The sequence below is a fragment of the Sphingobium sp. IP1 genome (assembly GCF_002708645.1).
GTDB classification, from domain to species: Bacteria; Pseudomonadota; Alphaproteobacteria; order Sphingomonadales; family Sphingomonadaceae; genus Sphingobium; species Sphingobium yanoikuyae.
The window spans coordinates 1-4,690 of the sequence record NZ_NOIW01000196.1 but is presented as its reverse complement, the minus strand read 5'-3'; the positions used below and the strand labels follow the sequence as shown (position 1 = coordinate 4,690).

The following is a 4,690-nucleotide window of genomic DNA, read 5'->3' as shown; positions in this document are numbered from 1 at the left end:
CCAAGGCCATGGCCGTGATCCTGGGCCAGGCCGACATCTATCTCCACGCCGGCGGCCAATATGAATGGGACAGCTGCGCACCCGCCGCCGTCGCACTCGCACACGGCCTCCACGCATCCCGCATCGACGGATCGCCGCTCATCTACAACCAAGAAGACACATATATGCCCGACCTCCTCATATGCAGGCACGAACATGCCGACATGGTGCTGGAAGCACTGAAGGGCTAGGCGCGGGTCGCCAGTCCGGCGCCGACATCAGCGCCCGCCCAGGCGCGCCAGCGATCGCCGTCGGGATCGATGTCCACCCGGTCCGTCAGATCGAAAATCTTCACCGCCGGCCGGTCCACCGTATAGGCAGGCCAGTCCGGCTCGGGCGCGCCATGACGGACGAAATGGGCGATATGATCGGTCATCCGCCGGCCCAGCGCCGCGCGGCGCCCGCGCATCGGCCCGCCCCGCGCAAAGGCGGCGCGCAGGCCCCGCATCGGCCAGGTCAGGGTCAGGTCCAGCCCATGGGCGGCGCCAGCGATCGGATGGCGATAGTCGAAGCGATAGAACCAGGTCGGCGCCTGCCCCGACTGGCGATCGGCGAAATGGCGCGTCGGCATCAGGAAGGTAAGGTCGGTGGCGAGCGCGCGGCGCCCCGCCTTGTCGCGCGGATAGGCGGCGAGGATGCGCGCGGCATGGTCGGCCGGCAATTGCGCATGGAGCAAGGCTTCGAGCGCCGGCCAGCCGGTCGGCAATATGTCGCCCGGCATCAGTTCGAACAGGCGGATTTCCTCACGCGTGGCGCCGGCGAGCAAGGGCACCGGCGCGGCCGGCTCGGTCACCGCATCCGCCAGCGAGGCGGGCAGCAGGTCGCCGTCGAACCAGGGGGCGGCAGGAATCGTGCCGGGATTGGCGGCGCCGGCCGTGCCCTGCGCCTCGAACAGGCGGATGAGGTCCATGCCGCGCAGCGCGGCGAGATCGGGGTTGCCGAGCGCCGCCATATAATCGCGCGCCACCTGTTCGCTGCGGTCCCGACCATGGATCAGGCTGACCGCGCCGCTCTGCATGATCGCCCGGGCAAACAGGCCGCGGGCAGCCGGGGCATGGAGCAGCAGCGAGACCGACATGGAGCCGGCCGACTGGCCGCCGACCGTCACCCGCGCCGGATCGCCGCCGAAGGCAGCAATATTGTCCCGCACCCAGCCGAGCGCCGCGATCTGGTCGCGCAGGCCGAGATTGGAAGGGATGCCCGGCACGACCGCGCCGAAATTGACGAAGCCGAGCACGCCCAGCCGATAATTGATGGTGACGACGATGATGTCACCGTCGCGGGCCAGGTCGCTGCCGTCATAGCTATGGCCGCCACCCGCGACGAAGGCGCCGCCGTGAATCCAGACATAGACCGGCAGCGGGCCGGTGGCGCCATCGGGCACATGGATTTTGAGCGACAGGCAATCCTCGGCAAAGTCGGGCATGGACAGCCGCGCCCGCTTCGCCTGATTGCCATACATTTGCGGACATTGCGGACCGGGGCGTGATGCGTCACGCACATCATTCCACGCGACCGGCGCCTCCGGTGCGGCAAAGCGGTCGGCCCGCGCATAGGGAATGCCGCGCCAGCATCGCACGCCGTTCGCCTGGGCGCCGCGCACCGGGCCGGCCGTCGTCGTCACCGTCAATCCGTCCATGCCGCCCCTCCCGTCTTGCGGCGAAGATGCTAGGCGGCGCCGGATGAGGCGCCAACGCACGGGGCGCAGATAGCGGCGGGGCGATGCCCCTGCCCGATCAGGGCTGCATCGACGGGGTGACGACCAGCCGGTCGAGAATTTCCGCCATGCGATCGAGCGGATAATCGGGTTCCTGCTGCAGCCACCAGGCGAGAATCTCGACCGTGGCGCTGACCGCGAAGACGATGCGCAGTTCGTCGGGCAGCCAGCCGGCATCATGCGGCCTCTGCTGCGCCAGCTGGCGTGCCTGGTCGGAAAATTCCTGCTTGAGCATGGTCGCCGCGCCGCCGGTCAGGAAGGCCGACCAGAGCGCGCGCCGTTCGGCGACATAAGCGAACAGGGTCATGCAGGACTGGCGGGCATCGTCGGCGAACAGGATCGGCAGCGCGCGCTGCAGCAGATCGGCGATCTGTCCGGCCGCCAGATCGTGCAGCAGCGCATCCTTGGACGGATAATGGCGGAAGAAGGTGGCGTAGCCGACCTCCGCCTCGCGCGCGACCTCGCGGATCGTCACCTGATCATAGGGGCGGGTTTCCAGCATGTGGAGCATCGCGTCGAGCAGCTGGCGGCGGGAGCGCAGCTGGCGCGCGTCGGTCGGCAGATTATCCATCGGGGCCATGGCTTAGGGCCTTCGCACCCGCCTGAACAGAGGGGAGGATCGCCGGGCCGATGATCCGCCCCCGCCCCATTGCCCGGCGCCCCTGCCCGACTAGGGTCCGGCCCGACAGGAGAGGAAACACGCCATGGACAACCGGATCGAGACGCTGATCGCCAAGGAAGAGATCAGGGAACTGGCCCAGCTCTATTCGCGCGGGGTCGACCGGCAGGATTTCGCGCTGATCCGGTCGCTCTATACCGACGACGCCACCGACAGCCATGGCGCCTATTATGACGGGCCGGTCGACGGCTATGTCGCCTTTCTCGAAGCGTCGTTGCCGCACATGCATATCGGCAATCATTTCGTCTGCAACCATCTGGTCCAGGTCAACGGCGATACCGGCGAGGGCGAGGTCTATGCCATTGCCTGGCATTTGATCCCCGACGGCAAGGGCGGGCTGCTGCACGATATCCAGGGGGTGCGCTATATCGACAGCTATCGCCGCGTCGATGGCCAGTGGCGCTTCGCCAAGCGGGTGGTGAGCTTCGACATGAAGCTGCTGCAACCCGCCGCCGACCATGGCGACAAACCGGTGCCGGTGAATGATCCCAGCTATGCGCTGCTGACGCCGCTGTTTGCACGTGGGGCGGGCCGCTAGCCGCTTCGCCGCAGCGATGTCGCCGCCGCTTCCTTGACAGTCAAATCAACAATCCTGTTGATGATAGCCAAGAAGAGCGGCGCGACAGGCGCCCGCTGGAGCGGATGATGGCCTTTTCGACGATCGACCTGACCGCGCGCATCGGCACCGAGATCCGGACCGATGCGGCAACCCTGGTGTCGGGCAAGCATGCCGACACGATCCTGGCGCTGTTGCAGCAGCGCGGCGTGCTGATCGTGCGCGGGCTGCACATGAGTCGCGAAGATCAGCTGGCCTTTTCCCACACGCTGGGCCGGGTCCAGCCGCAGGGCGAAGGCGGCATCTTCAAGGTGACGATCGATCCGAAGGAAAATCCGGGCGCCGAATATATCAAGGGCGCCTTCTTCTGGCATATCGACGGGGCAAGCGACGACGTGCCCAATTTCGCCGCAACGCTGAACGCCAAGTCGCTGTCCAGGACCGGCGGCAGCACCTATTTCGCCAATACCTATGCCGCCTGGGACGATCTGCCCGACGAAGAGAAGGCGGCTTATGACGGGCTGCGCGTGGTCCACAGCTTCGAGACATCGCAGCGCTATGTGAACCCCGAGCCGACCGTGGCGGAGCTGAATTTCTGGCAGATGCGCACGCCCAAGGTCCATCCCTTGGTCTGGACCCATGAAACCGGGCGCAAGTCGCTGGTACTGGGATCGACCGCCGACCATGTCGAGGGGATGGACCCGGCGCAGGGCCGCGTGCTGCTGTCCCGGCTGCGCGAATGGGCGATCCAGCCGCAATTCGTCTATCGCCATGACTGGACCGAGGGCGACCTGCTGATCTGGGACAATAGCGGCACGATGCACCGGGTCGATCCCTATCCGCTGGAAGAAAATCGGATGATGCACCGCACGACGATCGAGGCGATCGAGCAACTGGTCGGCGCCTGAACGCGACACCGAAATTGACATATAGGAAGGAATTGCGATGACGAGGTCTCTCAACGGCCGCACGGCCGTGGTCACGGGTGCAGGATCGGGCATTGGCCGCGCGATCGCGCTGCGCCTGGCCGAAGATACGGCCAAGATCGCGGTGTGGGACATCAATGGCGACGGCGCGGCCGAGACGGTCAAGCTGATCGAGGCGGCCGGCGGCACCGCCATCGCCATCACCGCCGACTGTTCGGACAAGGCAGCGATCCATGCGGCGGCGGAAGAGACGCGCGCCAAGCTGGGGCCGATCGCCATCCTGGTGAACAATGCCGGCATCGCCCCCTTCACCCCGTTCATGGATATCGATGACGACCTGTTCGACAAGGTCATCCACATCAACCTGCGCGGCCCCTATCTGCTGACCAAGGAAGTGCTGCCCGACATGCTGGCCGCCGGCTGGGGCCGGGTGATCAACATCACCTCCTCCTCGGTCCAGTCGGGTTCCTTCGCCCAGGGCCATTATGTCTCGTCCAAGGGTGGCCTGATGGGCATGACCAAGGCGCTGGCGCTGGAGTTCGCGCCGAGCGGCGTGACCTTCAACATGGTGCCGCCCGGCTTTATCGACACGCCGATGCTGCGCGCCGCGCCGATCGATGCCGACGCCTTTGCCCAGACGCTGCCGATGAAGCGGATCGGCAAGCCCGAGGATATCGCCGCTGCCTGCGCCTATCTGGCGTCGGAAGAGGCCAGCTACATCACCGGCCAGACGATCAGCACCAATGGCGGCCGCTATATGGGGTCGCATTAAC

The 4,690-nt window shown here is 66.5% G+C and carries 6 protein-coding genes; 4 read left to right on the top strand and 2 right to left on the bottom strand.

Annotation, left to right across the window (positions count from 1 at the left end):
* Positions 1-230 (top strand): inositol monophosphatase family protein (locus tag CG471_RS28975; RefSeq protein ID WP_306552796.1); only part of this gene is annotated, 230 nt, incomplete at its 5' end.
* Here CG471_RS28975 and CG471_RS28970 read toward each other — a convergent pair.
* Both CG471_RS28970 and CG471_RS28965 read right to left on the bottom strand, forming a co-directional pair.
* Positions 227-1,678 (bottom strand): carboxylesterase/lipase family protein, encoded by a 1,452-nt coding sequence (locus CG471_RS28970; RefSeq protein WP_099234567.1) that lies wholly within the window; start codon positions 1,676-1,678, stop codon positions 227-229. The genes CG471_RS28975 and CG471_RS28970 overlap by 4 nt on opposite strands.
* 97 nt (positions 1,679-1,775) lie before the next feature.
* Complete coding sequence (locus tag CG471_RS28965; protein ID WP_099234566.1) at positions 1,776-2,336, bottom strand: TetR/AcrR family transcriptional regulator; 561 nt, start codon at positions 2,334-2,336, stop codon at positions 1,776-1,778.
* Positions 2,337-2,460: 124 nt separating this feature from the next.
* On the opposite strand from CG471_RS28965, the gene CG471_RS28960 reads away from it, so the two are divergent.
* The 3 genes from CG471_RS28960 (at position 2,461) to CG471_RS28950 (ending at position 4,689) form a co-directional block, all read left to right on the top strand.
* On the top strand, positions 2,461-2,973 hold the full coding sequence (locus CG471_RS28960; protein WP_099234565.1) for a nuclear transport factor 2 family protein: 513 nt from the start codon (positions 2,461-2,463) through the stop codon (positions 2,971-2,973).
* Between the two features lie 104 nt (positions 2,974-3,077).
* A complete protein-coding gene (locus CG471_RS28955; RefSeq protein ID WP_017501867.1) occupies positions 3,078-3,899 on the top strand; it encodes a TauD/TfdA family dioxygenase in 822 nt (273 codons plus the stop codon).
* Between the two features lie 37 nt (positions 3,900-3,936).
* Positions 3,937-4,689, top strand: a complete 753-nt coding sequence (locus CG471_RS28950; RefSeq protein ID WP_004209025.1) for an SDR family NAD(P)-dependent oxidoreductase — start codon at positions 3,937-3,939, stop codon at positions 4,687-4,689.
* The last annotated feature ends 1 nt before the right edge of the window (position 4,690 follow it).

Bases quoted from the DNA above. Each gene is read 5' to 3' on its own strand.
- CG471_RS28970 (WP_099234567.1), bottom strand. From the start codon at position 1,678: ATGGACGGATTGACGGTGACGACGACGGCCGGCCCGGTGCGCGGCGCC.
- CG471_RS28965 (WP_099234566.1), bottom strand. From the start codon at position 2,336: ATGGCCCCGATGGATAATCTGCCGACCGACGCGCGCCAGCTGCGCTCC.
- CG471_RS28960 (WP_099234565.1), top strand. From the start codon at position 2,461: ATGGACAACCGGATCGAGACGCTGATCGCCAAGGAAGAGATCAGGGAA.
- CG471_RS28955 (WP_017501867.1), top strand. From the start codon at position 3,078: ATGATGGCCTTTTCGACGATCGACCTGACCGCGCGCATCGGCACCGAG.
- CG471_RS28950 (WP_004209025.1), top strand. From the start codon at position 3,937: ATGACGAGGTCTCTCAACGGCCGCACGGCCGTGGTCACGGGTGCAGGA.